This window comes from Gammaproteobacteria bacterium (assembly GCA_035279405.1).
Taxonomy (GTDB): domain Bacteria; phylum Pseudomonadota; class Gammaproteobacteria; order Natronospirales; family REEB76; genus REEB76.
The window spans coordinates 17,603-44,573 of sequence record DATEHU010000021.1; the positions used below are offsets into that span (position 1 = coordinate 17,603).

Consider the following 26,971-nt stretch of genomic DNA (forward strand, 5'->3'; position numbering starts at 1 on the left):
AAAGTTACATAAGGAATTTCACATGCGCATCCAACACATCCGCTGCATCGTGCCGGCGTTGCTGCTGGCGATGCCTATCGCGACAACCGCCGCGGGAACCCAGGCGTCAGCTGCTCAAGCGCAAAACGATAACTTGGCTATCCATCTGGGCAAAGTTGAAGTTCGCGGCCAACAAAAAATCATTGCCACACTGCAAGCCATCAAAGTGGCATTGAATCAGCCGGAATCCTCGGATCCGAAGCTTGCGAACATTGTGGTCTGCCGAATTCACAACGACATCGGCAGTCATGAGCAGCAAATATTGACATGCGCCACCAATGCCGCACTCGCCGCACGCCGCGATGCAACTCAGACGGCCATGCGCTGGGCGCTGTCCAATCCCGGTCCCCCGGGCGGCACTCCGGATTCTGCGGCGTTTGAATTGAACCAGATGCTGGCCAATCAGCCGGGCAATATCCTGCATGCCCCGGTCAATGGTCCGGCGTTCCGTGCCCTGCTGGAGAAAATCCCCCTGCCGGCATCCCCTGACCAAGCGCCGCATGCCACGACCAGCCCCTGAGGTTCTATACTGGGGCGCCTAAAGTTCCAAAGGAAAGGAGCTTCCATGAAATCCAACACCCTGAAATTTGCACTGTGTGCGATCGTGATGGGCAGTGTTTTCGGTTTGAGTCTTGCGCCGGCCTCCGCGGATGACCTGATTTCCCAAAAGGGTGAGGATCAGGTGCTGCACCTGGGGCCGATCACCGTGACCGGCACGCCGATGGTGCTCAAGGTGCTGCAGATGATCAAGATCGGTTTGGACGAACCACTGTCCACCGATCCGCGCATGGCCAACGTCGTCGTGTGCCGCATGCACGACGAAACCGGCAGCCACTTTCATCAGACGCTGATCTGCGCCACCAACAAGGCTTGGTCCGGCGTGCGCGAAAGCACGCAAACCGGCATGCTCAACGCACGCGCGAATGCGACCAATACCGCCGGAGGTGATAACTCCGCCCCCGGTACTACCGCCTGCGCATCCAGCGCCTGCTATGGCCAGGCGTTCATGGCGCTCAACGAGGCGCTGTCCGCCCTGCCCGGCGGGTACCTGCATACTTCCGTGGATGGCAGCGCGCTGCGCAAGGCATTGAAAGACATCCCTTACCCGACGCTTCCGGGAAAACCCGTAACACCCGCGCCCACCGCCACAACCGGGCGCTGAGCGTTGCAGAGCGCAAGGCGGGCGCATATGAGCGGATACTTCAGGCTGCTGCCGGCTGCGATCCTGTTGTCGGCAGCACCCTTGCTCCAGGCCGCATCTCCTCCGGCCGCGTCCACCGCCGCACCTGCAGCCGGCACTCACGTGCAGGCGCAGCCCGGTGAAAAGCCCGCAAGCATCGAGCTTGGCAAAGTGAACGTCAAAGCCATGCGGGAGCTGATCCGCTCGCTCGAAATAGTCAAGGTAGCGCTGAAACAACCGTTCTCGAGTGACCCCGCCCAAGCCAACACGGTTGTTTGCAGGATCATCCAAAGTCATGGTCATCTGAATTTGCAAGAACGCATGGGCGCCGTGCTGGAATGCGGAACCAATAGTTGGTTTATGTGGCGTAAAGACGCCTGCCGCAATGTCGGACTTGCACAATGCGCCAGCGGTTCGTATGGACTTGCTTTCAAGCGCCACGGAGCATGGCACAGCATGCGTGCTCTGAATCTGCGGCAAGTGATGTATATGCGCAAGTTGCTCAAATCCCTGCCGGAGCCGGGGAAGGGTGACGTGGTCGTGATCGATGCCAAAGGCAAGACCATGATGACTGTCAAGGCGCAGGAACCGCCCGGTCCGGGTGGGAACAACTAGGTACGCGTGCGCTGGATGCGCATCACCTGCGGCAGGCTGCGCAGTTTGCGCAGCACGCGTGCCAGTTGCTGGCGATCGTGCACGCCGAACACCAGGGTGAGCAACGCGGTGAGTTCGTCGCGCTCCTGCAGGTTGACGTGCTCGATGTTGGATCCCATTTCGGCGATGGCCGCAGCCACGATGGCCAGCACGCCGCGATGATTGGCCACGTCGGCGCGGATTTCCGCCGGGAAATCCCGCTTGATGCGCCGCTCCCACTGCACTTCGATCAGCTTGTCCGGTTGCTTGCGGTACTCGGCCAGGTTGCCGCACTCCACGCGGTGAATCACGATGCCGCGGCCAGTGGTGAGCACGCCCACGATATCGTCACCCGGAATGGGATGACAGCAGCGCGCGAAGCTCACCACCATGCCCTCGGTACCATGAATGGCCAGCGGTACCGCCGGCTTCGCAGACTCGTGCGCGTCGGCCGCCAGGGGGATCAGGCGACGCGCCACCAGCGGCGCGAGTTGCTGGCCGAGGCCGATGGCGGCGTATAGGTCATCGACACTCTGCAGCTTGAATTCGCGCATCAGATCCGCGAACTGCGCGTCGGAAATCTTGCCGAGTTTCATGGATAGCGTCGCCAGCGCCTGCTCCAGCATGCGTCGACCGAGTTGCACGGCTTCCTCGTGCTGCAGATTCTTGAGGTAATGGCGCACGCTGGCGCGCGCCTTGGCGGTCACCACGAAATTGAGCCACGCGGGATTGGGGCGGGCGTGCGCGGCGGTAATGATCTCCACGGTCTGGCCGTTCTCCAGCACTGTGCGCAGCGGCACCAAACGGCGGTTGACCTTGGCCGCGACGCAGGCATTACCGACGTCAGTGTGCACCGTGTAAGCAAAATCCACCGCGGTGGCGCCGCGCGGCAGGCGGTGAATGTCGCCCTGCGGCGTGAACACGTACACCTCGTCGGGGAACAGGTCCACCTTGACGTTGTCGAGAAACTCCTGGGAGCTGCCCACGCCCTGCTGCATCTCCATGACATCCTTGAGCCATTCGCGCGCGCGCACCGTGGGCGTGGTGGCCTCGTCGCCGGTCTTGTACAGCCAATGTGCGGCGATCCCGGAGCGCGCCACCTTGTCCATGTCGGCGGTGCGGATCTGCACTTCCAGCGGCACGCCCTGCGGTCCGATGAGTACGGTGTGCAGGGACTGGTAGCCGTTGGCCTTGGGAATCGCGATGTAATCCTTGAACTTGCCAAGCGCGGGTTTGTACAGATTATGCACGATGCCGAGCACCCGGTAGCAGGTGTCGGTCTTGTCCACAATGATGCGAAAGCCGAACACGTCCCCAACTTCGTTCAACGACAGGTTTTTCTCACGCATCTTGCGGTAGATGCTGTACAGGTGCTTCTCCCGGCCCAGCACGCTGCCGCTGATGCGCTCGCGCTCCAGCGCCGCGCTCAGGCTGGTGTTAATTTTTTCCAGCATCTTCTTCTGATGGCCGCGGGAACGCTTGAGGTGCTTGCTGATGACCTGGTAACGCAGCGGATGCAGCGCCTCGAACCCCAGGTCCTCGAGTTCAAGGCGCATGGCGTTCATGCCCAGGCGATGGGCGATGGGCGCGTAGATTTCCAGGGTTTCGTTGGCGATGCGACGGCGCTTGGGCGGCGGCATCACGCCCAGGGTGCGCATGTTGTGCAGGCGGTCCGCGAGTTTCACCAGAATCACGCGGATATCCTCCACCATGGCCAGCACCATCTTGCGGAAATTATCCGCCTGCGCCTGCTCGCGGCTGGTGAATTTGATCTGCGTGAGTTTGGAAACCCCGTCCACGAGCTGCGCGACTTCTGCACCAAAGCGCGTCACCAGCTCTTCCTTGAGCGTCGGGGTGTCCTCGATCACGTCGTGCAGCAGCGCCGCCTCGATGGTGTGATGATCCATGTGCAGGTCGGCAAGGATCGAGGCCACCGCCAGCGGATGGGAGATGTAGGGCTCGCCGGACACGCGCCGCTGGCCTTTGTGCGCATGCGCACCGAATTGGTAGGCTCGGGAAACTTCGGCTACCTGCGCTTGCGGCAGATAACCGCGCAGCTTGGAGAGCAGCGTTTCGATGCCAGCCGCGCGCTTCCCCCGGACACGATCAAAGATGGAAGCCGGCTGCTGCATGCACTTGAGGCGCGCTTAGAGCGGATCCTCCGCGTCCATGATGACCACGGGTTGCTGCTCCGGCGGCTCCTCGGGCACCGGTGGCTCAGCTTCCTTCAGGATCGCCGGGCCGATATTGCCCGCGGCGATTTCGCGCAACGCCACCACCGTGGACTTGTCGTTCTCCCAGGGTAACGTGGGTTCCACGCCACGCGTCAGCTGCCGGGCGCGCTTGGTAGCCACCAGCACCAGTTGAAACAGGTTATCCACGTGATCGAGGCAGTCTTCGACGGTAACGCGCGCCATGGTTGCTCCGGAAATAGCCAGTAAAATCGGGGTTTGGCAGTGTACCGGAGAGCGGCGCGTCAGGCCAACAGCGCCGCCACCAGCGATTGCAGGCCCGGGCGGTCCATACGGCTGGCACTACCTCGGCCGGCCAGGATTTCCGCAAGTTCCTGCAGGGCACGCGCAAAATCGTCGTTGACCACCACATAGGCGAATTCGCGCCAATGGGACATGTCGCCCACCGCGTCCCGCAAGCGGCGCTGGATCACCGCCTCGCTGTCGGTGGCGCGACTGCGCAGCCGGCGTTCCAATTCGGTGCGCGACGGCGGCAAAATGAAAATGCTCAGCGCCTCGGGCATGGCCGTGCGCACCTGGGCCGCGCCTTGCCAGTCTATTTCCAGCAGCACATCGTGGCCCTGGTTCAGTTGCGCGCGGACGCTGCGCCGCGCGGTGCCGTAACCATAATCAAACACCCGGGCATGCTCCAGAAACTCGCCCGCCGCCACCATGCGCGCAAACTCCGCCTCGTCCACGAAATGATAATCGCGCCCTTCCACCTCGTTGGGGCGGCGTGGCCGTGTAGTGTAGGAAACGGAAAAGCGCAGATTCGGGTGGCTGCGCAACAGCTCGCGCACCAGACTGGTTTTGCCGGCACCCGAGGGGGCCGCAATCAGCAACAAACGCCCCGGCTTATTCACGCTCGGCCCGAGTGCGCACGCACATTCTCATTCCACATTCTGGATCTGCTCGCGCATCTGCTCGATGAGCACCTTGAGTTCAATCACCCGCTGGGTAACGGCGGTATCCTGGCATTTGGAGCCCAGGGTGTTGGCCTCGCGATTGAATTCCTGCATCAGAAAATCCAGCTTGCGGCCCACCGTGCCACCGCCCGTCAGGGCAGCCTGCAGTTCACGCACGTGGCTGTCGAGCCTGTCAAGTTCTTCGGACACATCCAGGCGCTGCAATTGCAGCACCAGTTCCTGTTCCAGACGCTGCGCGTCAACGTTGAGCTGCAGCTCCTCGAAACGCCGCAGCAGCTTGCTGCGCAACTGCGCATGAATACCGGCGCCGTAAGTACGAACCTCCGCGACGATCGCGCTGACGCGGACCGCGCGCTCGCGCAGCATGTCGTCAATCCTGCGCCCCTCGCGCCCGCGCATGTCATCCAAAGCCTTTAGCGCCTGGTCAAGCAGGCGCAGCACCTCGGGCCCGAGCGCCGCGGCATCTGCGGACTTCTCCTGCACCACGCCCGGCCAGCGCAACAGATCCAGGGCGCCGATTGCGGCGGCCGGATGCAGCAAGCCGCTGACGCGCTCGGCGGCCTCAGCCACGGCACGCGCCCGCGCCTCGTCCACCTCCAGCCGCACCTCGGTGTTGGCGGCGGATTCGATGCGCAACTGAGCGTCGCACTTGCCGCGGCGCACAAGCTTGACGATGCGTTCGCGGCAATCCGGCTCCAGAACGCGTAACTCGTCCGGCAGGCGCAGAGTCACATCCAGATAACGGTGATTGACGCTGCGCAGCTCCCAAGTGAGCGTACCAAACCGGCCGCGCGCCTGCGCGCGCGCAAACCCTGTCATGCTGCAAGTCATTGGGTGTGTCCGGCGTCCGGGAAAATGAGGACAAAATGGTAAGCTAAATACCTTGCCATCCGATAGTCGATCACTGAGCAGGTCCGTGTTGTGAACCCCGAAACCGCCCAGGTCACCCGCCAAGGCAATCGCGACGAAAACCAGGACCGGGTGCGCATCGTGGCTAAAAAACCACGCGTGTTATTGACCGTAGCCGACGGCATGGGCGGTCACGCGGGCGGCGCCGTCGCCGCGCAGACCGCGGTGGAAACGCTGGTGCGGGCGTTCCAAAAAGACGCTACACCGGATCCTGCGGAATTCCTGCGCCGCAGCATCGCGGACGCGCACCACGCCGTGGTGGCACTGGGCGCAAATCTGGAACCGGAAGTGCGGCCGCGCACGACCATAACCGTCTGTCTTGTCAGCGCCAGCATGGTGCGCTGGGCGCACGTGGGCGACAGCCGCGTGTATTTCATCCGCGACCGCAAGGTACTGGAGCGCACACGCGATCACAGCGCCGTGGAAATCCTCGCGCAGCAGGGATTGCTGGAAGACGTTGACCTGGCTTCCCATCCACTGCACAACTTCGTGGACCAATGCCTGGGCGGCAAATCCGATTTGCCGACCATCACAATTTCTGACCCCCGTCCGCTGCTGGCCGGGGACGTGGTGTTGCTGTGCTCGGACGGTTTCTGGTCCCCGCTGGAGGGGGAGCAACTGACGCAGGCGTTGGGTGATACCCTGACACTGCAGGCAGCCCTTGAGTCGCTGGCGCTGCAGGCAGAACTGCGCTCCACACCGATGAGCGACAACGTCACCGCCGCGGCCTTGCGCTGGCGAGACTGACCGCGGCAGTGGCAGTCTCCGTATTTCGTCCGCCCAACATCCCGGTATCCAGATCATGCGCAGCCACAATCGTGCCAATCACGCACTCCGTCCGGTAACCCTCGACCGGCATTTCACCCGACATGCGGAGGGCTCGGTGCTGGCGTGTTTCGGCGACACACGTGTACTGTGCACCGCGAGCGTTGAGGCGCGCGTACCCTCGTTCCTCAAAGGCGCAGGCAAGGGCTGGGTGACCGCCGAATACGGCATGCTGCCGCGCGCCACGCACACGCGCAGCGAGCGCGAAGCGGCGCGCGGCAAGCAGGGCGGCCGCACACTCGAAATCCAGCGGCTCATCGGCCGCGCCTTGCGTGCGGTGGTGGACCTCGAGGCGCTCGGTGAGCACACCATCACGCTCGATTGCGACGTGCTGCAGGCCGACGGCGGAACGCGCACCACCGCCATCACCGGAAGCTATGTTGCGCTGGTAGATGCCACGCGCAGCATGCTCAAGCAACGCACCATCCGCAAGGATCCGATGCACGGTGCGGTGGCCGCGGTTTCCGTTGGCATCGTGGGCGGTGAACCCTGCGTTGATCTCGACTACCAGGAAGACGCACACGCCGAGACCGATATGAATGTGGTGATGAACGATGCCGGCGCATTCGTCGAAATCCAAGGTACGGCCGAGGGCCATGCCTTCCGGCGCGAGGAATTGGACCGGATGCTCGCGCTTGCCGGCGACGCCATCCGCGAGTTGATTCGCATACAACGCGCAACGCTGGCGCAATGATCAAGAAATTGGTGCTGGCCAGCGCCAATGCCGGCAAGCTGCGCGAACTTCAGGCTTTGCTCGCCCACCTCGGGATCCAGGTGCGCGCGCAATCCGCGCTGGGTATCCCCGCAGTGGAAGAAACTGGCGCGAGCTTTGCGGAAAACGCTCTGCTCAAGGCCCGGCATGCGGCGCGCCACACGGGTGTGCCGGCAATCGGAGATGATTCCGGCCTGGTCGTGGACGCGCTCGGCGGTGCGCCCGGCATTTACTCCGCACGCTACGCCGGGCACCACGGCGACAATGCCGCCAATATCCGCAAGCTGCTGCATGAATTGCGGGACGTCCCCGCGGGGCGGCGCGGCGCGCATTTTCACTGCGCGCTGGCGTGCGTGCGCGCTGCAGATGACCCCGCGCCCCTGATCTGTGAAGCGACCTGGGAAGGCCACATCCTGCATGCACCGCGCGGCCAAGGCGGTTTCGGCTACGACCCGGTGTTCCTGGTGCCCGGGCATGAGTGCGCGGCGGCGGAATTGCAGCCGGAGGAAAAAAACCGGTTGAGCCATCGCGGTCAGGCACTGCGCAAGCTGGTAGCACAGCTGCGCACCTGGCCGGATCGCTGAACCCATGCTGCAGAATCCTCCGCTTTCGCTGTATGTGCACCTGCCCTGGTGCGTGCGCAAATGCCCGTATTGCGATTTCAACTCGCACGCGCTGCGCGGCGAAATACCGCAAGCCGAATATGCGGCGGCCTTGTTGCGCGATCTCGACCAAGACTTGCCGCGCGCTGGCGGCCGTCCGGTTCAAACGGTGTTTTTCGGCGGCGGCACGCCCAGTCTGTTCAGACCGGAAACCATAGCTGCAATTCTGGCGGGCGTACGACGGCGGTTGGCGCTCGCGCCGGATGCGGAAATCACGCTGGAGGCCAATCCCGGTACCGTGGAGCGCGGCCGGTTCGCCGAATACCGTGCAGCGGGTATCACGCGTTTGTCCATCGGTGTGCAGAGTTTCGATGCCCGGCATCTGCAGGTGCTGGGGCGCATCCACTCGGTGGCCGAGGCCGTGCGCGCCGCGGAGGAAGCGCATGCCGCGGGGCTGGCAAACTTCAATCTGGATTTGATGTACGGCCTGCCGCAGCAAACCGCGGCGGAAGCCGAGGCCGATGTAGAGCGCGCGTGCGCGCTCCATCCGGCGCACGTCTCCCATTACCAGCTCACGCTCGAACCGCATACGCTGTTCCATGCGCACCCACCGAGATTGCCGGACGAGGATTCCATCTGGGAAATGCAGCAACGTTGCCAGGCACGGCTGGCGGAACGCGGTTACGCCCAGTACGAAATTTCCGCCTATGCACACAGCGGACGACACTGCCGGCACAACCTGAACTACTGGCGCTATGGCGATTATCTCGGCATCGGCGCGGGCGCCCATGGCAAGCTCAGCGACGGCGGCGCCGAGCGCATCGTGCGGCTCTGGAAAGTAAAGCAACCAGACGCCTACTTGGGCTTGGCCGGAACACCTGCCGGCATCGGCGGCGTAGATGAAGTGAACGCGGATGAACGCGTATTCGAATTCATGCTTAACCGCCTGCGCCTGGTCGAAGGCTTCAATGCTGCGGACTTCGAAACGGCAACCGGCCTGCCGTTTAGCCGACCGCTGCCGACCTTGAAGAGTGTCCAAGCACGGGGATGGATGGAATTGACCAGTGGTCAGTGGAAACCATCGCGGTTTGGGTTTGCCCATCTGAATGACCTCCAGGCCGAATTCCTGCCACCCGCCGCGGGATCGACGGCACACCCCGTCGGTCATGACACGCCGGCGGTGCTGCACTAGACTTGATGCGCGCCCCGCATTCCAGCCATAACCATGACTGATTGCCGGCCCATCTCCTGCGCGCTCTACAGCAGCTACGAAGTGGCAATTCTGCACCGCACTCCTTTGCGTGTGCGTTGGCGGGCAGCCGACGGCGTGATCTATCTCGAAACCCTTACTCCAGAAGACCTTGTAACCCGTGATGGCGAGGAATTCCTCGTGGGTCACAACGGCGCGGGCGAGTCCCGTTGTCTACGTCTTGATCAGGTTGCGACGATTCCATCAGATACACAACCGTCGTCGGCCTGAACGGATTTCTGGTCGCAAACAAGATGTTATGCACACCTGCTTGGCCGGCATGTCAGCCGTGGAACCCGAGAAATGTTCCGCAACCCGCAGGTTGCAGGCATATTATAACTTGTTGATTACAAAAGGTTTTATTCTTTGACCAAGAAATCACCATTTCAAGCCCAAGTGGAGAATCGCCGGGCTTGCCTGCGGGCGCTTTGATTTCATCCACAGACTTATCCACTGCTTTTGTGTACAAGCGCTTTTCATCCGCACAGTCAGCCTGTTAGACAGCACAGCCGAGACTCGAACTTACGAACGATGCGCAAGCACCTGTGCGAACGACGTAAGCCGTGAATCCCTTGGCCAAACTTGCCGCTATGTGCGACGCGCGCTATGATGCGCGCCCTTCAAAACCGCCATACGCTCCGCTCAACATGAAGCCCGGCATCCACCCCGAGTACAAGGAAATCACCGTAACCTGCAGTTGCGGCAACAGTTTTGTCACGCGCTCGACGCTTGGCCGCGATCTGCGCGTCGAGGTGTGCTCTCAATGTCACCCGTTCTTCACGGGCAAACAGAAAATCGTGGATACAGCCGGCCGCGTGGACAAATTCCGCAAGAAGTACGCGCATAAGTCGGCCTGACGTTTCAGCTAGCCGCATCCACAAGGACTCGGATCCCACCGGGGGATTGTGACCCGGGGTCAGAAGGCGGCCAACCCGCGGTGTTATACTTTTCGCGCCCGACCTGACCGGAACTGCGGAACCTGAAGTCGCCGAGCGCGAACCCGTTCCTCCTTACTTCAGCCATTTTCAGGACTTGAACCTGCCCTTCCGGGGGCTTCGCTTTGGGTGCTGTGTCGGCGGCTTATGTCGAGTCCGCGACCCCGAAACGCCGGATTTCTGGAGAACCCGCATGCACAACAAAATCTGCAAGCTCAGTGGCCCTGGCGGCAAATCGAGCGAGCTGCCACTGCGCGAGGGCACCCTCGGCCCCGCCACGCTCGATATCGCCACGCTGTACAAGGATCAGGGGATTTTCACCTTTGACCCGGGTTTTGTGTCCACCGCCAGTTGTGAAAGCCGGATCACCTTCATCGACGGCGAGCACGGAGTACTCCTGTACCGCGGTTACCCCATCGAACAGCTCGCGGAAAAGAGCAGCTTCCTCGAAGCGGCCTATCTGCTGCTGTACGGGGAACTGCCGATGAAACCGCAACTCGACGGTTTTACCGACAGCATCTGCCGACATTCCATGGTGAACGAGGCGGTCCTGCGGTTTTTCAGCGGCTTTCATTACGACGCGCATCCGATGGCCATGATGACGGCGGTGGTGGGGTCACTTTCGGCCTTCTACCACGACTCGACCGACATCCATAACGCCCGGCATCGGGAAATCTTCGCCCATCGCATTATTGCCAAGCTGCCGACGCTTGCGGCCGCGGTATACAGACACAGCACCGGCCAGCCTTTCACGTACCCGCGCAATGACTTGGGCTATTGCGCCAATTTCCTGCACATGCTGTTTGCCGTCCCGGCCGAGCCCTATCACGTCAACCCGGTAGCCGCCAAAGCACTCGATCTTCTGTTTCTCTTGCATGCCGACCATGAACAGAATGCCAGTACCTCGACCGTGCGCCTGGCGGGCAGTTCCGGCACCAATCCGTACGCGGCCATCGCGGCCGGCATCGCCTGCCTGTGGGGTCCGGCCCACGGAGGCGCCAACGAGGCGGTGCTTAACATGCTGAGGGAAATCGGCGATGTGAAGAACATCGGCAAAACCATCGCCAAAGCCAAGGACCGGGACTCGGGATTCCGTCTCATGGGCTTCGGCCATCGCGTTTACAAGAACTACGATCCGCGCGCCAAGATCATCCGTGCCACCTGCCACGAGGTGCTGGAGAAACTCGGCCGCGCCGACGATCCGCAGCTCGAGCTTGCCATGCGCCTGGAGGAAATCGCCCTCAAAGACGAGTACTTCATCGAGAAAAAGCTCTACCCGAACGTGGACTTCTACTCCGGAATCATTTACCGCGCGCTCGGAATCCCGCTGCACATGATGACCGTGATGTTTGCCGTCGCCCGCACCGTCGGATGGGTAGCACACTGGCAGGAAATGATCGCCGACCCGCACATGAAAATCGGCCGTCCACGCCAGCTGTATACCGGTGCCACCCAGCGCGAATTCGTAGCCATCGAAAAACGCAAGTAATTCCCTGCGGTTAGCCGGGTGCAACGACCAAGCACACTTCCGTCAGTCGTCCGGCGGCGTAAACCGGCGCGGGGCTAGGGATTTACGGCCAGCAGCGCATCCAGGTCCCGCAGCGAACCCCGCTTCATCGGTTTGCCGTCCACGGGGTGAGCCGCGAGAGCGGCGAACGACCGGCCAGGACGGCCCCGGGCTGGTCGACACACCAGGGATGGTTGAACCAAGAACGCTGCCAAGCGCTAATCCGTGGAGGCAAGCAGAATATCAAGGTCGCGGAGCGTACCCCGCTTCATGGGTTTGCCGTCCACGGGACTATTAGGCGCCTCCCGTATACCGTCCACTTTGAACACCGTGAGCTCCACCGGCGTGTCGCCGGCCAGGAAGCGGTACATCGGGTATGTGCGCTGTACGCCGGCACCGAACCGGAGTTTGCGCGCAGAGACCTCGTAGGGAATCTGCTTGTCCATGAGGAAAATCGCTACCTGCTCGGGCGGGTCGCTGAACACATGCAGGTAGATGATGGCGTGGCGATCGGCGGTGCCGCTCAACACCGGCCCCACCAGGCGCGCCTCGAAGCCGTTGAGCATGCGCATGGCCTCGCGTGCGGTCTCGCGCAGCCGGCGCAGACTTGCAGGCTGGGACGCGGCGTGAAACAGGCGCTGGCGTTCGACGAGCGCCGCTTCCACTTCCAAATTGGTGGGCATGGGCAGGTGGCGGGTATCGAATCCCAGGCGTGCGGCCGCCTTGTGCTTGGCGACACGGAAGTCGCGCACAGCTTCTTCGGACATGATGCGGGCGGCTTCCTGTGCCAGCACATGCCGCGATTCATGCGTGTGCGGCGCAGCGCGTCGAGTCATTGAGCGGTGTTGGGTGGCGGTGCCGGGAAGATTAACATGGTCTCAGAAGATATCGTTGCCGTTGGCCTGTTTCTTGGGCGGCGCCTTGGGCGGCAGATGGCCGGCGATGAAATACTCGAAGATCGAGCCAGGATCGTTGGCGCCCGCGAGCAGTCCGGTTTTGGGATCAATACGCGCCTGCACGATGCCGGGCGGCTCAAGAAACGGAAGTTGCGGCACGTCCTGCAGCGCCGGGCCCATGAAGTCCATCCAGATGGGCAGCGCCGCTTTGGCGCCCTGCTCGCCGTCCCCCAAGGACTGCGACGGCTGGTCGTTGCCGACCCACACCACCGTCACAATGTCGTTGTTGTAGCCGTCGAACCACGCGTTGGACCAATCATTGCTGGTACCGGTCTTGCCGGCCAGATCATCGCGGCCCAGGCTGGACACCGCGGCGCCGGTACCGAACTGCACCACGCTTTGCAGCATGTTGGTCATGAGCCAGGCATTTTGCGGGGTAATTGCCTGCGGTGCGAATTGCGGCATCTGCGGCGGCAGGGCGCTCGCAGCAGCGCTGGTGGCGGCAGCCGGAGCGGGCACCGAAGTCGCGCCGGTGCTGGCCACACTGCAACTGTCGCAGGCAACCTGGGGATTGGCTTCGAATAGCGCGTGTCCGGAACCATCCACGATGCGCTGGATGTAATACGGTGTGACGCGGAATCCGTGATTGGCGAATACCGCGTAACCCCGCGCCATTTCCAGTGGCGTGAGGTTGGCGCTGCCGAGCGCGAGCGTGAGATTGTCCGGCAGGTCCGTGGCATCAAAACCGAATTTGGTCGCGTAGTTGATTGCGTACGGCACGCCAATCTGCTGCAACACGCGAATCGATGCCAGATTGAGCGAGTGTGCCAGTGCCAGGCGCAGGCGCGTGGGTCCGCCGAATTCCTTTTCATAATTCTGCGGCCGCCAGATATTGGCAAGCGCCGGATCCTGCACCACCACCGGCGCGTCATTGACCACGGTCGCCGGAGTCAGGCCGTCTTCAAGCGCGGCGGAATAATAGAACGGCTTGAATGAGGAGCCTGGTTGGCGCTTGGCCTGCACCGCACGGTCGAACTTGCTTTGACCAAAATCGAAGCCGCCCACCAGGGCGGCAATCGCGCCGTCAAAGGGATCCAGGCACACCAGCGCGCCCTGGGCCGCGGGAATCTGCGCCAGCGACCAAGTACCGTCGGCCGCGCGTTGGAGGTACACGATATCGCCGCGCTTGAGAATGTCGGCCGTGCTCTTTGGCGCCGCACCGGTGGTGTTGACATTCAGATAACGCCGCGCCCATTTGAGACCGTCCCAATTGACGCTTACCAGCCCCGCGCCGTCGGCGTAAAACTGCGCACTCTGGTTTTCGAGCGTTACGGCGACGGCCGGATACAGACCTCCGACGTGCGGCTGATTGGCAACCAGCTTGGCCCAATCAGCCGGTCCGCCTGCCGGTGGCAGATCCACATGGGCTACCGCGCCGCGCCAACCGTGACGCCGGTCATAGGCAATCAGCCCCTCACGCACCGCCTGGACCGCCAGCGGCTGCAGGCGGCTGTCGACGGTGGTAACCACGGAATAGCCCGCGGTGTAGGCATCGTCGCCGTACTTGTTGACCATGTAATCGCGGACCATTTCGGCGAGATACGGGGCATTCACCGTGGCCGTGGGCTCGTGGTAAGAGGCGGTCATGGGCGCTGCAATGGCCTCCTGATACTGCGCCTGGGTGATGTAGCCATCCGCCTGCATGCGTCCAAGCACATAGCTGCGGCGCGCCAGCGCACGTTGCGGATCGATCAGGGGATTGGCGGTGGACGGCGCCTGCGGCAGGCCGGCGATCATGGCGGCTTGGGCCAATGTTAGATGATTGACGTCGGTGCCGTAATACACCTCCGCCGCCGCCCCCACCCCGTAGGCACGGTTACCCAGAAATATCTTGTTGAGATATAGATCGAGGATGTCCTGCTTGCTCAGTTCGCGCTCGATCTTGAGCGCCAGGAATACTTCCTTGAGCTTGCGGGTGTAGGTCTTCTGGCGGGTCAGGAAAAAGTTGCGTGCCACCTGCATGGTGATGGTGCCGCCGCCTTCGGTTTTCTGACCGGTCAGCGCCAGGTGGACGCCGGCGCGCAGCAGGCCGCGCACGCTCACTCCGGGGTGATCCCAGTAGTGCTCATCCTCGGCGGCGATGAACGCATTGACCACCAGCGGGGGGATCTGGTCGTAGGCCAGGGGAATGCGGCGTTTCTCGCCGTAGACCGCGAGCAGCTCCCCGTCGCGGCTGTAGACCCGCAGGGGGACCTGTAAATGGATTTCCTTGAGCACCGCTACAGGGGGCAGGCTGGGCGCGACCACCAGATAGGCGATTATTATCGCCAGAACCCCCAACCCGCAGAGGGCTGCGAGTGCCCCGAGCCCAATATATAGTGTTTTCAGTGACCGTTTCACACTTTTCGACCGTTCATTCCAAGGTGCCGGACCCGGGGGACAGGCTGTGCATAAGGATAAAAACTATATTTGATTTAATCATTTGTTGATATATATTGAAGCTGGGCCTTAAGACATGGGGCCGGCTTCGGGGGCCGGAAACCAAGGGTAACTGGAAAGGACATGCAAACGTGTTAGACGGGCTGTTCAAGCGTGCGTCCAAGCCCCTCGTGGGAATCGACATCAGCACTTCCTCGGTGAAGCTGATCGAGCTTTCCAAGACCGGCAATGACTTCAAGGTGGAAGCCTTTGGCGCCGAGGCCATGCCGCTCAATGCTATCACCGACAAGGTCATCATGGACCTGGACGCGGTGAGCGATGCGGTGAAAAAGGTGGTGCGGCGCGCCGGCCCTCACACCCGGCAGGCGGCGGTGGCAGTCGGCGGTCAGGTCATGACCAAGACCATCCAGATGCCGGCTTCGCTGTCCGACAAGGACTTGGGCGAACAGATCGAACTGCAGGCCGATCAGTTCATCTCCCAGCCGCTAAACGAAGTTGCCTTTGATTACGAAATTCTGGGCGTCTCCAAGACCGATAAGGAATTGATGGACGTGCTGCTGGTGGCCGCGCGCCGCGAAAACATCGAAAAGCTGCAGGCGGTTCTGGAAATTGCGGGCATGAATGCCTCGGTGATCGACGTCGAAGTGTACGCCGTGGAAAACGCCAGCAAATTGATTTCCTATCAGATGGTGGATGAAGGCATTGACCGTACCGTCGGCTTGGTGGATTTCGGCGCGGCCACAACCACCTTCACGGTGCTGCACAACCGCCGCATCATCTACAGCTACAACACGGATTTTGGCGGCAAACAACTTACCGACGAAATCATGAAACATTACGGCCTCACCTACGAGGAGGCCAGCAACGCCAAGAAAGAGGGCGGTCTGCCCAACAATTACAAGGTCGAGATCCTGGATCCGTTCGTGGACGACATGGCGCAGGCGGTCAACCGCTCGCTGCAGTTTTACCAATCGTCCAGCAGCGACCACCAGCACCTCGACCAGATTGTGCTGTGTGGCGGATGCGCCTCCATACCTGGCGCTGCGGAACGTGTCTCCAGCAAGCTCAACACCCCCACGGTGATTTGCAATCCGTTCGGCCGGATGAAGCTGACATCGCGGGCGAAATCGCAATACGTGGAGAACATGGCGGCTTCATTGCTGGTGGCCTGTGGACTGGCCCTGAGGAGCTTCGACAAGCATGCCAAGTATTAACCTGCTCCCCTGGCGTGAAGAACGCCGCAAAGCCCGCCAACGGACTTTTCAGACACGGCTGGTGATGGCCGTGGTCGTGGCTGTTGTCGTGCTCATTCTTTGGTGGCTCGGACTGAGCAGCGCGATATCCAACCAGAACGAACGCAACGCCTATCTCGGCGACCAGATCAAGCTGGTTGACAAGCAGATTGCCACCATCAAGACGCTGCAGCAGCAAAAAGCCCAGATGCTGGCGCGCATGAACATCATCCAGCAACTGCAGGCCAGCCGCCTGGCGGTCGTGCACCTGTTCGACCAATTGGTCAAGACCCTGCCGGCCGGTGTGTATCTCACGCAGGTCTCGCAGAGCGGCAGCGAACTCACCATCGAAGGTGTTGCCGAGTCCAGCGCGCGGGTTTCCACCTACATGCGCAATATTGACGCTTCGGCGTGGATGACCGATCCGAATCTCAAGGTGGTGCAAAAAGACACACGCATTGATTTCGGGGCACGTGCCCAGCAGTTCACCTTGACTGCCAAGGCGTTGGACAGCGCCAAAGATTCAAATTTGCCGGGCGCCGGTACAACGGCCAGCGCCACGACTGCCGCAGGTAACCGCTTATGAAACTGGCGGATCTCGGGAACTTAAACCTCAACGAACTCCGCAACCTGGATTTCCGCAATCCCGGTGGCTGGCCCACGAGTGCGCGTGTAATTGCGTACGTCGTAATCTTCATCGTGGTCATCGGGATTGGCTACTACTTCTGGCTCAGCGATGACCAGCAGCAACTGGCCCAGGGGCAACAGCAGGAACAAAAGCTGCGCACGGAATTCAAGGAGAAGGCCGCAAAGGCCGCGAATCTGGATGAGTACCAGGCCCAACTGCAGCAGCTCACGCGCACGTTCAACACCCTCAAGCTGCAGCTGCCGGGCAAGACCGAGATCCCCAACGTGCTGCAGGACATCTCGCAAACCGCGCAGATTGACGGGCTCAAACAGAACCTGTTCAGGCCCGAGAACGAGGTCAAGAAGGACTTTTATGCAGAGGTGCCCATCCAGATCCAGCTCGAGGGCTCTTACCAGCAGTTTGGCAAATTTGTGAGTGACGTATCCGGGCTGCTGCGCATCGTGACCATCCACAACATCGGCATCAGACCGCAGGGCAGCGGCGCGACGGGCAACAATCTGGTGATGACACTCACGGCCAAGACCTATCGTTATCTGGAAGCCGACGAAGAAGTTGCCGCCAAACCCGCCAGGCAGGGCCGGCCATGAGCGCCGTGATTCGCGTGCGCAGTTTGACACCGGCCCGGCGGCTGGTCGTGGCTTGCCTGGCGCTGGCGGCCAGCGCACTGCTTTTGACCGGCTGCGGCGACCGCATGCAGGACCTGAAGCAGTACGTGGCCCAGACCAAGGCGCTGCGCGGTGGCCCCATTGCGCCGCTGCCGCAGATCAAGCCGATGCAAACCTTCACCTACGACGAAGCGAACCTGCGCTCACCCTTTGTGCCGGTGCTGCAGAACTTCGCAAACTCCGGTATCAGCGGTAACGCCCGCGGCCTGCATCCGGACATCAATCGCCCGCGCCAATATCTGGAGCAGTTCCCGCTCGACAGCCTGAAGATGATGGGCACGGTCACGTTGAAGGGTGCGATGGATGCGCTGATACGCGACGGCGACGGCGTCGTGCACCGCGTCACGGTGGGCAATTACATGGGGCAGAATTTCGGCAAAATCGTCAAGATCAGCCAAGCAGGCCTGATTCTCCGGGAGATCGTACCGGATGGGCAAGGTGGCTGGACCGAACGCACGACAACCGTCCAGCTGGGCGGCTGACTGGGAAGTGAGGCAAGCAATCATGAAGAACATAGCCTGGAATTTACGCATGTTGCAGCCGCGCTGGCTGCTGGCGGCGTGCCTGCTGATCGCGGGTTTCCCGATCACGCAAGCGGCGCTGGCGCAAACCGCGACGCAAGGGAGCAATCAACTGACGGCGATCACCGCCACCAAACTGCCCGGCGACCGCGTGCAACTGCAACTCAAGCTCAGCGATGCGGCGCACACGCCGCTGAGCTTCACGGTCGGCCAGCCGGCGCGCATTGCCCTGGACCTGGATAACACGCGCCTGGCGCTGCAAAACCGCGAAACCCAAATCAACGTCGGCAATGTCAGCAATGTGGTGGCCGCAGAGGCCGGCACCCGCACGCGTGTGGTGATCGACCTCACTTCTCTGGTCCCGTACCACGTCGCCGCACAGGGCGACACGGTGTACGTGCTCCTGGGCGGCAACCCCGGCGACACCGCCGTCGCCCAGACAGATCCCGTCACCCTCACCGGCGCAACCACTGCGGTCGCGGCCGCCGTGCCGGCACCGACCACCAGCACGGCTGCGGCCAGCGCCCCCGCGGGTCAGAGCATCACGGGTGTGGATTTCCGCCGCGGTAATAACGGCATGGGCCGGGTAATCGTGAACCTCAGCAATCCCGCGATCGTGGGCAACGTGCACATGTCCGGCAACAACGTGGTGGTGGATTTCGCCAACACGCGTCTGCCGCAGAACCTGGTGCGGCGCATGGACGTGACGGATTTCGCCACGCCGGTGCAATATATTGATGCCGAGAACACGCCCACGGGCGCGCGCCTCGTCATCCAGCCCAGCGGAAAATACGACAAGCTGGCTTTCCAGAGCGACAACCTGTTCGCCATGGAATTCACTCCGCTCAGCGCCCAGGCAGCGCAAATCGCGCAGCAGCAGCAATACTCGGGCCAGAAAATCAGCCTGAATTTCCAGAACATTGACATCCGCGCGGTGCTGCAGATCCTCGCCGACGCGAGCGGCAAGAACATCGTGGTCTCCGACAGCGTGCATGGCAACATCACCCTCAGGCTGCAGGACGTACCCTGGGATCAGGCGCTTGACATCATCATGAAGACCAAGGGCCTGGCCTCACGCACCTATGGCAATACCCTGATCATCGGCACCGCCCAGGACATCGCGGCCCAGGAGCAGGCTGAATTTGCGGCACAGCAGAGCCTGGAGCAAAACTCACCCTTGCAGTCCGCATTCATCCAGGTGAACTACGCCAAGGCCAGCGACATCGCCGACCTCATCAAGGGCCAGGGCAAGGCATCGCTGTTGTCGCCGCGCGGCAGCATCAGCGTGGACAGCCGCACCAACACCTTGCTGGTGCAGGACACCGCCGCCAACATTGGCGAGATCCGCCAGATGGTGACCAAACTCGACGTCCCGGTGAAGCAGGTGCTGATCGAATCGCGCATCGTGGTGGCCAACAACGATTACACCAGTCAGCTGGGTGTGCGCTTCGGCGCCAACGGCATCCGCCAGACCAGCGGCGGCCTGATGAGTTTGAATGGCGACCTGACCGGCACCAACACCCAGCAGAACGCCTTCAATCCCCCGGCCGGCGGCGTGCCGGTGACCGGTACACCGCTCTTGAGCCTGCCGGCGCTCAACGACCAGTTGAACGTCAACGTGCCCACCGGTGCTGCCTTCGGCCAGCTGGCCTTCGGCGTGTTGCGGCAGAACTTCCTGGTGGATCTCGAACTTTCCGCCATGGCGGCCGCCGGCAAGGGCGAAGTGGTGTCCAGCCCGCGCGTGATCACGGCCAATGCCAAGGAAGCCACCATCGTCCAGGGTATTGAAATCCCCTACACCCAGTCGGCTTCCAGCGGCGCCACCACGGTATCGTTCAAGAATGCCGTGCTGTCACTGGACGTGACCCCGCAGATCACGCCCGACAACCGCATCATCATGGACCTCGAAGTGCACGACGACACCGTGGGCCAGTTCGTGCCGACCGCGAACGGCGGCAGCGTGCCCAGCATCAATACGCGCAACGTCAAAACCCAGGTGCTGGTGGATGACGGCGACACCGTGGTGTTGGGCGGCATCTACGAGACCACCCACACCACCACCGTCAACAAGGTGCCGCTGCTCGGCGACCTGCCGCTGTTCGGCTGGCTGTTCCGCAACACCCAGGCCACCAACAACAAGGACGAATTGCTGATTTTCGTGACTCCCAAGATCATGACCCAGACCGCATCGCTTGGGGAGTAATGAAGGTACGCGACCTCAGTTGCATGCCCAGATACCGGATCGTATCTTTCTTGTCGGCCCCATGGGGGCCGGGAAAACCGCCATCGGGCGGGAACTCGCGCGCCGGCTGGGACGTGAATTTCTGGACAGCGACCAGGAAATCGAGCGACGCACCGGCGTTGATATCGCGCTGATTTTCGAGAAGGAAGGCGAAGCCGGTTTCCGCCGCCGCGAACGCCAGGTCATCGAGGAGCTCACCCGGCGTGAGCATATCGTGCTCGCTACCGGCGGCGGCGCGATACTGAACCCCGCAAACCGTGCCTGCCTGAAAAGCCGCGGCCTCGTGATTTACCTCAAAACCTCGATCCCCCACCAGGTGGATCGTACCGGGCACACGGCACGACGCCCGCTGCTGGCCACACCGGACCGCGAGACGCGCCTGCGCGAACTCTTCGAGCAACGCCAACCGCTTTACGAGGAACTGGCGCAGCTTACAATCAATACCGATCACGGCCGCGTCGCCGTGCTCGCGGCACAGATCCTGCAGGAACTGGAACAAGTCGCGACGACACCCGCGCCAAGCCAGTGAGCACGGAGGAAACAGGCAGATGGGAGTGCTCAGCGTCGAACTGGGGAACCGCAGTTACCCCGTGCGCATTGATCGCGGGCTGCTGGCGCGCGCGGATTTTTTCCCGGAAGGCCTGCAGAAAGGCGCGGTCTGCATCGTCACGGATGACAACGTCGCAAAACTGTACCTGAAGCCGCTCACGAAGACGCTCGCGGCCTTCGCACCGAAGCATCTCATCCTTCCGCACGGCGAGGAGCACAAGGCCTGGCCGGCACTGGATCACATCTTCCAACACCTGCTGAAACATCATTTCGGCCGCGACGCCGTGCTGATCGCGCTCGGTGGCGGCGTGGTCGGCGATCTCACGGGATTTGCCGCAGCCTGCTACCAGCGCGGCATTGCCTACGTGCAGGTACCCACCACCCTGCTCGCGCAGGTGGATTCATCCATCGGCGGCAAGACCGCGATCAACCACCGCGACGGCAAGAACATGATCGGTTCCTTCCATCAACCGCTGGCGGTGCTCAGCGACCTGGACACGCTCAAGACCCTGCCGCCGCGCGAACTCAGCGCCGGCCTCGCGGAAATCATCAAGGCCGCGCTCCTCGCCGACGAGAATTTGTTCGTATGGCTCGAAGGCAATGTCCAGGCATTGCTGGACCTGGATCCCGGCGCCTGCCTGCATGCCATTACGCGTGCCTGTGAGATCAAGCTCACCATCGTCACCGAAGATGAATACGAACAGGGTCGGCGCGCGCTGCTCAACCTCGGCCACACCTTCGGTCACGCCATCGAGAACGCGCTCGGCTACGGCGAATGGCTGCACGGCGAAGCCGTGGGCGCCGGCCTGGCCATGGCTGCCGATTTGTCGGTGCGCATGGACTGGCTCAAGGCCGCCGAGTACCGGCGCATTTGCCGGCTGTTGCAACGCGCCGGCTTGCCCAACAAAGCGCCGCCTTCGGTTTCACCTTTGAAGTTGCTCGATTCCATGCGCAACGACAAGAAGAACCGCAAGGGACGGCTGCGGCTGATTCTCCTCAAGGGTGTCGGCAAACCCGTGATTAGCGACGATTTCGACATGCAATTGCTAGGCGACACGCTGATCGGCAAACCGCAATGAAACCTGTACCCGCCGCGGGATTGGCAGCGTACGCGGCGACTGAATCTACCTCCCGCGGCCGGCGCTACCCGGAACCGCCGCCCCAATACCGCAGCGAATACCAGCGCGACCGCGACCGCATCATCCATGCGACCGCCTTCCGGCGGCTGATGTACAAGACCCAGGTGTTCGTGTATGACGAAGGCGACCTGTATCGCACGCGCCTCACGCACTCGCTGGAAGTCGCGCAGGTGGCGCGCAGCGTGGCGGTGGCGCTCAAGCTCAACGAGCCGCTGACCGAAGCCATCGCCCTTGCCCACGATCTCGGCCACACGCCTTTCGGCCACGCCGGTCAGGATGCGCTCAATGCCGCGATGCACGACTACGGCGGCTTCGAGCACAACCTGCAGTCGCTGCGCGTGGTGGACCTGCTGGAAGAGAAATACGCCGAGTTCCCCGGCCTGAATCTCACCTTCGAGGCACGCGAAGGCATCTTGAAGCACTGCTCGCTCGCCAACGCCCGGGAACTGGGCGAACTCGGCCGGCGCTTCATTGAGCGCCGCCAGCCGGGGCTCGAAGCACAGCTCGCCAACCTTGCCGACGAGATCGCCTACAACAACCACGACGTGGACGACGGCCTGCGCGCCGGCCTCATCAGCATCGCGCAGCTCATGGAAATCGAGCTGTTCCGCCAACCTTATGACGCAGTGGTTGCACGCTATCCGGAATTGCCGGTGCGGCGGCATATCCACGAAACCGTGCGACGCATGATCAGCCGCCTGATCACCGATCTCACCGAACAGAGCCGCGCCAATATCGAAGCGGCCGCGCCCGCAAGCATCGAGGACGTGCGCGCGCTGCCGGCACCGTTGATTGCATTCAGTGCCGAAACCCACACCCAGAACCAGGCGCTGGCGCGCTTTCTGCGTGCGCATTTCTATTACCACCCGCAGGTGCGGCGTGCCGCGGAAAAAGCCGATAAAGTCGTCACGGGTTTGTTCAACGCCTACTTCAACGATCCGTCATTGCTGCCGAACGCGCCGACCGCGGCGGACGACACCAGGGCGCGCGCACGTCAGGTTGCGGATTACATCGCCGGCATGACCGACCGTTTTGCGCTGCGCGCATACCGGCGCCTGACCGGCACGAGCGTGAACCTGTCTGGGACCGCGTGAGCCGCGTGTTAGAATTGCGCCGCGCTCCACAAACATAACCGCATTCGCATGCTCACCAGCAACATCGTGCCGCGCCGCGAACGGCTGATCTTCGCCCTCGATGTGCCCGACGCCGAAAGCGCGCGCCGCCTGGTCACGCAACTCGGCGATGCCGTGCAGTTTTACAAGATCGGTCTGGAGCTGTTCATGGCCGGCGGCTACTTCGAGCTGCTCGACTGGCTGAAACAGCAGCACAAGAAAGTCTTCGTGGACCTCAAGTTCTTCGACATCCCGGCCACCGTGCAGGCCGCGGTGCGCCAGTTGGCGCAACGCGGCGCGGATTTCTGCACCGTGCACGGCAACCAGTCCATCATGGAAACCGCCGCCGAAGCCAAGGGTAATCTCAAAGTGCTGGCGGTCACGGTACTCACCAGCCTGGACCGCGGCGACCTCGACGATCTGGGGTTTCACTGCGACGTGGAGCAACTGGTGCTGTCGCGCGCCCGCCGCGCGCTGGATGCCGGTTGTGACGGCGTGGTGTCTTCCGGCCTGGAAGTGGCGCGACTACGTGCCTTCATTGACCACCGGCTGCTGGTGGTCACGCCCGGCATCCGCCCCGTAGACAATCGGCCCGAAGACGACCAGAAACGCGCGGTGAGCGTGGAGCAGGCTTTGCATGGCGGCGCCGATTACATCGTCGTCGGCCGGCCCATCCGCACTGCGCCCGATCCGCGCGCCGCCGCAGAAGCGATCCAAACAACAATCGCAAGCTTATTCCACAAATAATCGTGCAATTCTTGATCCCCATCACCCGCCGCAAGAGTGAGGGGTGAGGAAGTGAGGGGTGAGGTTCAGTGACGCAATCTGTACTTAAAAACGATCTGCTCTTGCGCACGCTGCTACGCGAAGCCACGCCGCGCACGCCGGTGTGGGTCATGCGCCAGGCGGGTCGTTACCTACCCGAGTACCGCGAGACCCGCGCGCGCGCTGGTAGCTTCATCGAGCTCATGAGCACGCCGGAGCTTGCCTGCGAAGTCACGCTGCAACCCGTGAACCGCTTTCCGCTGGACGCGGCCATCCTGTTCTCCGACATCCTCACCATTCCAGCCGCCATGGGTCTGGGCCTGCAATTCGTCGAGGGCGAAGGTCCGGCCTTCGAGCGCCCGGTGCGTGCCCAAGCGGCCGTCGCCAAACTCGGTGTGCCCGATCCCGAAAAGGATTTGCGCTATGTACTGGATGCAGTGCGCCTGGTGCGGCGGGAACTTGCCGGGCGCGTGCCCTTGATCGGTTTTGCCGGCAGTCCCTGGACGCTTGCCTGCTACATGGTCGAGGGCGGCGCCAGCAAGGAATTCGCGCTCATCAAGGCCATGCTCCATTCGGAACCGGCAACGCTGCACAAACTGCTGGACGTGCTGGCGCGCAGCGTGGCCGCCTATCTCAACGCGCAAATCGCTGCCGGTGCCCAGGCGGTCATGCTGTTCGACACCTGGGGCGGCATACTTACCGGTGAAGCCTACAAAGAATTTTCACTGCGTTACATGCTGGCGGTCATCGCGGAACTCAAACGCGAAAACGAAGGCCGGCGCGTACCGGTGATTTTATTCACCAAAGGCGGCGGCGCGTGGCTCGAAGCCATGGCGGATTCCGGCGCCGACGCACTCGGCGTGGACTGGACACAGGACCTGGGCGATGCCCGCCGCCGCGTGGGCGCGAAAGTCGCGCTGCAAGGCAATCTCGACCCCGGCGCGCTCTATGCCCCGCCGGAGCGCATCCGCGACGAGGTGAAAAAAGTCCTGGAGAGTTTCGGCCATGGCAGCGGTCATGTTTTCAACCTCGGTCATGGCGTCCAAGTCGGGACGAAGCCCGAAAGTGTTGCCGCCATGGTGGCGGCAGTACACGAGTTGAGCCCGGCATTTCACGGCAAGAATTGATGCGGCCGCGCTGCGGCCGTCACCTTATCTCCTCTCCCCTTATGGGGGAGAGGCAGGGTGAGGGGGATATTCCGCGCGCCGGCATTGCAGCCGCCTCCGGCGGCAACCATTTTTTAGAGCGGGTTCCCGCACCCGCAGGCGGGGCACTTTCGTTTCGGCGAAAGTGCCCAAAGCCATTCCCCCGGAGCGCGGGTCGCCGCAGACGGCGACTGCCCTGTGCGCTTTGCTCGCTGCGAAGTCGCGCTCACGGCACATCCCTGTGCCGGTCGCGCGAACTCGGCATCCTGCCTTCGTCCCTTACGGGCTAACTTTGCTCGCTCCAGTGCTCGGCTCGCGCTACGGGTATTAAGAGAGTTCATAAAGCGTGGGCGGCTCATGGCTGCGGGCGCTGCACGCTCGGCGGAATCCACGGGTTTATAAGAAAGAGCGCACCCCCCATCACCACATTACAACTTTCCGACTACGTCCTCAGCTGGTACTCCCCGCACTTTGCCTGCGCGATAAGCAGCTAATCGGCGCTCGGCTTCTTCCAGCCACACCGCCTCCACTGCTGGGTCCGGCTGGTCGAGACTGTGCAAGATCTCTTCCACCAGTTCGGAACGTTTGGCTGGTTCCAGTTGTAATGCTTTCTTTACCAGATCATTCACAGTCATAACTGCTTTCCTGTTGCCTAATGCTGTTGCGCTGCCAGCACGAGCCTACGATATCCCAACTACGGGTTCAATCCAGGCCACGCCAATCAGGGCGGCGCGAAGCGCCGGGTGTGGGTACGGTATCGCTCCTCGTCATTCCGGTGGAAACCGGAATCCAGATCGTGAATGTAGCCGCCTCTGGCGGCAACCACTTTTGGAGAGCGGGGTTCGCCCCGGCACAACGAGGTACTTTCCTTGTGCGAACAAGGAAAGTACCCAAAGGAAATCGCCCCGGAGATTCCGCGCTTGGCTGAAACCGAATGGAGGACCAATCAGTTTCAGCCGCGTTCCCTCGTTTCTCGCCCGGCTCGGGGCGGCGCAGACGGTACATCCTTGTACCGCTGCGCCGGTTCGTCTTCCTAACTTCACCCCGCCCTGCGGGCGGGCCCTTTTCGCTTCGCAATCTGCTGCGCGAAAAGCCCAAGGCACGCGTCCCTGTGTGCCCGTCCGCAGCAATGCTGCGGACCCTCGCCGGGGCTGCGAGACTCGGCGTCATCCATGGGGTAAACAAGAAAGAATGCTCGTGCACTCGTCGCGTCACAATTCAACTTTGTGTAGGTTGCGGGTGAGACAGCTGCCAGAGCCCAACAAACCCCACCTATCTTGTTGTGGTACTTTTCGCCCGTTCTAATCTATGAGCCGCGGCTTATAGATTCAGAAAAAGATGGATATCATTTCGGGAAAAACTTTCTTCTGGCATTCCTTTCTAGGAGTTCTTTGCATAGTGTCAACATATCCCTCACCCCTTCTGCTGCTTGCATGTATTGACCGTGCACAAAAAGCTCATCCAGAGGTAAGTTGCCGCCACCAGCAGCCGTCATCTGTATGGCATTGCTCCAATTGCACGACATATGTTCAAAGTAGTTTTTACAATGAATCCGTATTTCTCTCGGTGGAAAGCCACTCTGACTGACCCCCTTCGACACCGCGATAATGCGGAGTAACACTTTATCTGACACCGTCTTAACGCCGTCCCAGCTTCGGACCGGCAACGGAACAAGTCGACGATTGCGCATTATATCGATCCCGTTATTCACCTCCTCAAGAAGGCTTTCCATAATGGCCACTCCCAATGTACTGTATTGTCGCCTATTAATGTTGTCATCATTCTTCTTAATCAGCCAGTATGTAACTACCGCGACCCCAATGGGAACCACAAACTTACTAACGATAAACATGATTGTATCTCGACACA

General features: G+C 61.8%; 27 protein-coding genes. 19 read left to right on the forward strand and 8 right to left on the reverse strand.

What is annotated here, in order from left to right; translation table 11 throughout:
* The first annotated feature begins 49 nt into the window (after positions 1-49).
* Genes VJR90_02620 through VJR90_02630 form a run of 3 tightly spaced genes read left to right on the forward strand, consistent with a single transcriptional unit; the run spans position 50 to position 1,834 of the window.
* On the forward strand, positions 50-559 hold the full coding sequence (locus VJR90_02620; protein ID HKV96367.1) for a hypothetical protein: 510 nt from the start codon (positions 50-52) through the stop codon (positions 557-559).
* Positions 560-604: 45 nt separating this feature from the next.
* Entirely contained in the window at positions 605-1,201 is a 597-nt protein-coding gene (locus VJR90_02625) for a hypothetical protein (protein HKV96368.1), read from the forward strand.
* Between the two features lie 27 nt (positions 1,202-1,228).
* Positions 1,229-1,834, forward strand: coding sequence for a hypothetical protein (locus VJR90_02630; GenBank protein HKV96369.1), 606 nt, complete (start codon positions 1,229-1,231; stop codon positions 1,832-1,834).
* Here VJR90_02630 and VJR90_02635 read toward each other — a convergent pair.
* Genes VJR90_02635 through VJR90_02650 form a run of 4 tightly spaced genes read right to left on the reverse strand, consistent with a single transcriptional unit; the run spans position 1,831 to position 5,828 of the window.
* Positions 1,831-3,984, reverse strand: coding sequence for a bifunctional (p)ppGpp synthetase/guanosine-3',5'-bis(diphosphate) 3'-pyrophosphohydrolase (locus VJR90_02635; protein HKV96370.1), 2,154 nt, complete (start codon positions 3,982-3,984; stop codon positions 1,831-1,833). The genes VJR90_02630 and VJR90_02635 overlap by 4 nt on opposite strands.
* Before the next feature lie 15 nt (positions 3,985-3,999).
* The gene (rpoZ, locus tag VJR90_02640) at positions 4,000-4,269 is read right to left on the reverse strand and encodes a DNA-directed RNA polymerase subunit omega (GenBank protein ID HKV96371.1); all 270 of its coding nucleotides are present in this window, start codon (positions 4,267-4,269) and stop codon (positions 4,000-4,002) included.
* A 59-nt stretch (positions 4,270-4,328) separates the two neighbouring features.
* On the reverse strand, positions 4,329-4,946 hold the full coding sequence (gene gmk, locus VJR90_02645) for a guanylate kinase (protein ID HKV96372.1): 618 nt from the start codon (positions 4,944-4,946) through the stop codon (positions 4,329-4,331).
* 27 nt (positions 4,947-4,973) lie between these two features.
* Positions 4,974-5,828: a YicC/YloC family endoribonuclease gene (locus VJR90_02650; GenBank protein ID HKV96373.1), complete on the reverse strand. Its 855-nt coding sequence runs from the start codon at positions 5,826-5,828 to the stop codon at positions 4,974-4,976.
* Positions 5,829-5,930: 102 nt separating this feature from the next.
* On the opposite strand from VJR90_02650, the gene VJR90_02655 reads away from it, so the two are divergent.
* The 6 genes from VJR90_02655 to VJR90_02680 all read left to right on the forward strand — a co-directional run bounded on the left by VJR90_02655 (position 5,931) and on the right by VJR90_02680 (position 11,730).
* Positions 5,931-6,665 carry a PP2C family serine/threonine-protein phosphatase gene (locus VJR90_02655; GenBank protein ID HKV96374.1) on the forward strand — a complete coding sequence of 245 codons (735 nt, stop codon included), beginning with the start codon at positions 5,931-5,933 and terminating at the stop codon, positions 6,663-6,665.
* Positions 6,666-6,720: 55 nt separating this feature from the next.
* On the forward strand, positions 6,721-7,437 hold the full coding sequence (gene rph / locus VJR90_02660; GenBank protein HKV96375.1) for a ribonuclease PH: 717 nt from the start codon (positions 6,721-6,723) through the stop codon (positions 7,435-7,437).
* Complete coding sequence (gene rdgB, locus VJR90_02665; GenBank protein HKV96376.1) at positions 7,437-8,039, forward strand: RdgB/HAM1 family non-canonical purine NTP pyrophosphatase; 603 nt, start codon at positions 7,437-7,439, stop codon at positions 8,037-8,039. The genes rph and rdgB overlap by 1 nt, the downstream gene beginning before the upstream one ends.
* Positions 8,040-8,043: 4 nt before the next feature.
* Entirely contained in the window at positions 8,044-9,249 is a 1,206-nt protein-coding gene (hemW, locus tag VJR90_02670) for a radical SAM family heme chaperone HemW (GenBank protein ID HKV96377.1), read from the forward strand.
* Positions 9,250-9,953: 704 nt separating this feature from the next.
* Positions 9,954-10,163, forward strand: coding sequence for a 50S ribosomal protein L31 (gene rpmE / locus VJR90_02675; protein HKV96378.1), 210 nt, complete (start codon positions 9,954-9,956; stop codon positions 10,161-10,163).
* A 271-nt stretch (positions 10,164-10,434) separates the two neighbouring features.
* Complete coding sequence (locus tag VJR90_02680; protein HKV96379.1) at positions 10,435-11,730, forward strand: citrate synthase; 1,296 nt, start codon at positions 10,435-10,437, stop codon at positions 11,728-11,730.
* A gap of 236 nt (positions 11,731-11,966) precedes the next feature.
* On the opposite strand, the gene VJR90_02685 is transcribed toward VJR90_02680, so the two are convergent.
* Positions 11,967-12,515, reverse strand: coding sequence for a hypothetical protein (locus tag VJR90_02685; protein ID HKV96380.1), 549 nt, complete (start codon positions 12,513-12,515; stop codon positions 11,967-11,969).
* A gap of 111 nt (positions 12,516-12,626) precedes the next feature.
* Positions 12,627-15,044 carry a penicillin-binding protein 1A gene (locus VJR90_02690; protein ID HKV96381.1) on the reverse strand — a complete coding sequence of 806 codons (2,418 nt, stop codon included), beginning with the start codon at positions 15,042-15,044 and terminating at the stop codon, positions 12,627-12,629.
* A gap of 170 nt (positions 15,045-15,214) precedes the next feature.
* On the opposite strand from VJR90_02690, the gene pilM reads away from it, so the two are divergent.
* The 10 genes from pilM to hemE all read left to right on the forward strand — a co-directional run bounded on the left by pilM (position 15,215) and on the right by hemE (position 25,084).
* Positions 15,215-16,297 (forward strand): type IV pilus assembly protein PilM, encoded by a 1,083-nt coding sequence (gene pilM, locus VJR90_02695; GenBank protein HKV96382.1) that lies wholly within the window; start codon positions 15,215-15,217, stop codon positions 16,295-16,297.
* The gene (locus VJR90_02700) at positions 16,284-16,901 is read left to right on the forward strand and encodes a PilN domain-containing protein (protein HKV96383.1); all 618 of its coding nucleotides are present in this window, start codon (positions 16,284-16,286) and stop codon (positions 16,899-16,901) included. Before pilM ends, VJR90_02700 begins: the two co-directional genes overlap by 14 nt.
* Entirely contained in the window at positions 16,898-17,551 is a 654-nt protein-coding gene (locus VJR90_02705) for a type 4a pilus biogenesis protein PilO (GenBank protein ID HKV96384.1), read from the forward strand. The genes VJR90_02700 and VJR90_02705 overlap by 4 nt, the downstream gene beginning before the upstream one ends.
* Positions 17,548-18,111, forward strand: coding sequence for a pilus assembly protein PilP (locus VJR90_02710; GenBank protein ID HKV96385.1), 564 nt, complete (start codon positions 17,548-17,550; stop codon positions 18,109-18,111). Before VJR90_02705 ends, VJR90_02710 begins: the two co-directional genes overlap by 4 nt.
* A gap of 22 nt (positions 18,112-18,133) precedes the next feature.
* The gene (gene pilQ / locus VJR90_02715; GenBank protein HKV96386.1) at positions 18,134-20,353 is read left to right on the forward strand and encodes a type IV pilus secretin PilQ; all 2,220 of its coding nucleotides are present in this window, start codon (positions 18,134-18,136) and stop codon (positions 20,351-20,353) included.
* Between the two features lie 19 nt (positions 20,354-20,372).
* Complete coding sequence (gene aroK / locus VJR90_02720) at positions 20,373-20,921, forward strand: shikimate kinase AroK (protein HKV96387.1); 549 nt, start codon at positions 20,373-20,375, stop codon at positions 20,919-20,921.
* Positions 20,922-20,940: 19 nt separating this feature from the next.
* Positions 20,941-22,020, forward strand: coding sequence for a 3-dehydroquinate synthase (gene aroB, locus VJR90_02725; protein ID HKV96388.1), 1,080 nt, complete (start codon positions 20,941-20,943; stop codon positions 22,018-22,020).
* The gene (locus VJR90_02730; GenBank protein HKV96389.1) at positions 22,017-23,174 is read left to right on the forward strand and encodes a deoxyguanosinetriphosphate triphosphohydrolase; all 1,158 of its coding nucleotides are present in this window, start codon (positions 22,017-22,019) and stop codon (positions 23,172-23,174) included. The genes aroB and VJR90_02730 overlap by 4 nt, the downstream gene beginning before the upstream one ends.
* Before the next feature lie 48 nt (positions 23,175-23,222).
* Positions 23,223-23,939 (forward strand): orotidine-5'-phosphate decarboxylase, encoded by a 717-nt coding sequence (pyrF, locus tag VJR90_02735; protein ID HKV96390.1) that lies wholly within the window; start codon positions 23,223-23,225, stop codon positions 23,937-23,939.
* 68 nt (positions 23,940-24,007) lie between these two features.
* Positions 24,008-25,084: a uroporphyrinogen decarboxylase gene (gene hemE / locus VJR90_02740; GenBank protein HKV96391.1), complete on the forward strand. Its 1,077-nt coding sequence runs from the start codon at positions 24,008-24,010 to the stop codon at positions 25,082-25,084.
* A gap of 446 nt (positions 25,085-25,530) precedes the next feature.
* On the opposite strand, the gene VJR90_02745 is transcribed toward hemE, so the two are convergent.
* Together VJR90_02745 and VJR90_02750 are read right to left on the reverse strand one after the other, a co-directional pair.
* Complete coding sequence (locus VJR90_02745) at positions 25,531-25,737, reverse strand: addiction module protein (GenBank protein HKV96392.1); 207 nt, start codon at positions 25,735-25,737, stop codon at positions 25,531-25,533.
* Between the two features lie 710 nt (positions 25,738-26,447).
* A complete protein-coding gene (locus VJR90_02750) occupies positions 26,448-26,954 on the reverse strand; it encodes a hypothetical protein (protein ID HKV96393.1) in 507 nt (168 codons plus the stop codon).
* Between the last annotated feature and the right edge of the window lie 17 nt (positions 26,955-26,971).

Bases quoted from the DNA above. Each gene is read 5' to 3' on its own strand.
- pilQ (HKV96386.1), top strand. From the start codon at position 18,134: ATGAAGAACATAGCCTGGAATTTACGCATGTTGCAGCCGCGCTGGCTG.
- VJR90_02710 (HKV96385.1), top strand. From the start codon at position 17,548: ATGAGCGCCGTGATTCGCGTGCGCAGTTTGACACCGGCCCGGCGGCTG.
- VJR90_02700 (HKV96383.1), top strand. From the start codon at position 16,284: ATGCCAAGTATTAACCTGCTCCCCTGGCGTGAAGAACGCCGCAAAGCC.
- VJR90_02680 (HKV96379.1), top strand. From the start codon at position 10,435: ATGCACAACAAAATCTGCAAGCTCAGTGGCCCTGGCGGCAAATCGAGC.
- pyrF (HKV96390.1), top strand. From the start codon at position 23,223: ATGCTCACCAGCAACATCGTGCCGCGCCGCGAACGGCTGATCTTCGCC.
- VJR90_02625 (HKV96368.1), top strand. From the start codon at position 605: ATGAAATCCAACACCCTGAAATTTGCACTGTGTGCGATCGTGATGGGC.
- rpmE (HKV96378.1), top strand. From the start codon at position 9,954: ATGAAGCCCGGCATCCACCCCGAGTACAAGGAAATCACCGTAACCTGC.
- rpoZ (HKV96371.1), bottom strand. From the start codon at position 4,269: ATGGCGCGCGTTACCGTCGAAGACTGCCTCGATCACGTGGATAACCTG.
- hemW (HKV96377.1), top strand. From the start codon at position 8,044: ATGCTGCAGAATCCTCCGCTTTCGCTGTATGTGCACCTGCCCTGGTGC.
- VJR90_02750 (HKV96393.1), bottom strand. From the start codon at position 26,954: ATGTTTATCGTTAGTAAGTTTGTGGTTCCCATTGGGGTCGCGGTAGTT.
- VJR90_02630 (HKV96369.1), top strand. From the start codon at position 1,229: ATGAGCGGATACTTCAGGCTGCTGCCGGCTGCGATCCTGTTGTCGGCA.
- VJR90_02730 (HKV96389.1), top strand. From the start codon at position 22,017: ATGAAACCTGTACCCGCCGCGGGATTGGCAGCGTACGCGGCGACTGAA.
- VJR90_02685 (HKV96380.1), bottom strand. From the start codon at position 12,515: ATGTCCGAAGAAGCTGTGCGCGACTTCCGTGTCGCCAAGCACAAGGCG.
- aroB (HKV96388.1), top strand. From the start codon at position 20,941: ATGGGAGTGCTCAGCGTCGAACTGGGGAACCGCAGTTACCCCGTGCGC.
- VJR90_02650 (HKV96373.1), bottom strand. From the start codon at position 5,828: ATGACAGGGTTTGCGCGCGCGCAGGCGCGCGGCCGGTTTGGTACGCTC.
- rph (HKV96375.1), top strand. From the start codon at position 6,721: ATGCGCAGCCACAATCGTGCCAATCACGCACTCCGTCCGGTAACCCTC.
- VJR90_02745 (HKV96392.1), bottom strand. From the start codon at position 25,737: ATGACTGTGAATGATCTGGTAAAGAAAGCATTACAACTGGAACCAGCC.
- VJR90_02705 (HKV96384.1), top strand. From the start codon at position 16,898: ATGAAACTGGCGGATCTCGGGAACTTAAACCTCAACGAACTCCGCAAC.
- VJR90_02635 (HKV96370.1), bottom strand. From the start codon at position 3,984: ATGCAGCAGCCGGCTTCCATCTTTGATCGTGTCCGGGGGAAGCGCGCG.